The organism is Sphingobium sp. IP1, assembly GCF_002708645.1.
Classification (GTDB): domain Bacteria; phylum Pseudomonadota; class Alphaproteobacteria; order Sphingomonadales; family Sphingomonadaceae; genus Sphingobium; species Sphingobium yanoikuyae.
Genome location: NZ_NOIW01000266.1, coordinates 1 through 750, shown reverse-complemented (window position 1 = coordinate 750; position 750 = coordinate 1). Strand labels below are relative to the sequence as shown.

Here is a 750-nt window from a genome sequence, read left to right as displayed (position 1 = left end):
CCCAGCGCCGAGGGAGGACGACGAAGCCGGACTGCCCGGCGATCTTGCTGACTATCTCGACGGTGATGCGGGTCGCCTCGGTGACACGGTGATGGTTATAGCCGCCATCGGCCCAGACCTTCTCGATGAACGGGAAGAGGCCGCGCGAGATTTGCAGCAACGCGCCGCCGCCATCACGATCCTGGACATCGGCGGTGTGCGGCTCGACAAGCAGCGGCCTGCCGTCAGTATCGACCAGAGCATGGCGCTTGCGACCTTTGATCTTCTTGCCAGCATCGTAGCCGCGCGGTCCGCCGCTCTCGGTGGTCTTGACGCTCTGACTGTCGATGATGGCTGCGCTTGGCGAGGCGTCCCTTCCGGCTCGCTCGCGATCGAGCGCGACCAGCGCATGGTTGATCCGCTCGAACAGGCATTCGTCACGAAACCGGGCAAACCAGCGGTAGACCGTCTGCCACGGCGGGAAGTCCTTGGGCAGCAACCGCCATGCAATCCCGCCGCGCAGAACGTAGAAGATGGCGTTCACGATTTCGCGCATTGGCCATTGCCGTCGCCGCCCCGTCGTGCGCGCCTCGGGAACAAATGCCGCGATCAGCGCCCACTCGGCATCGCTCAAATCCGTCTGGTAACGCTTCGAAACACGCGTATGCTGCACGCGGGTGGCTGGGGTCCACATCAAGATCTCCGGGTTGTCTGCAAAACCCCCGGAATCACACGAACCTCAGCCGCTCAACCCCTTTCGAAACGGCCTCT

The 750-nt window shown here is 63.6% G+C and carries 1 protein-coding gene; it reads right to left on the bottom strand.

Annotated features, from left to right (window positions below; genetic code table 11):
• A partial coding sequence (locus CG471_RS29885; protein WP_099234673.1) for an IS5 family transposase occupies positions 1 to 673 on the bottom strand: 673 nt, incomplete at its 3' end.
• Positions 674 to 750: the final 77 nt, after the last annotated feature.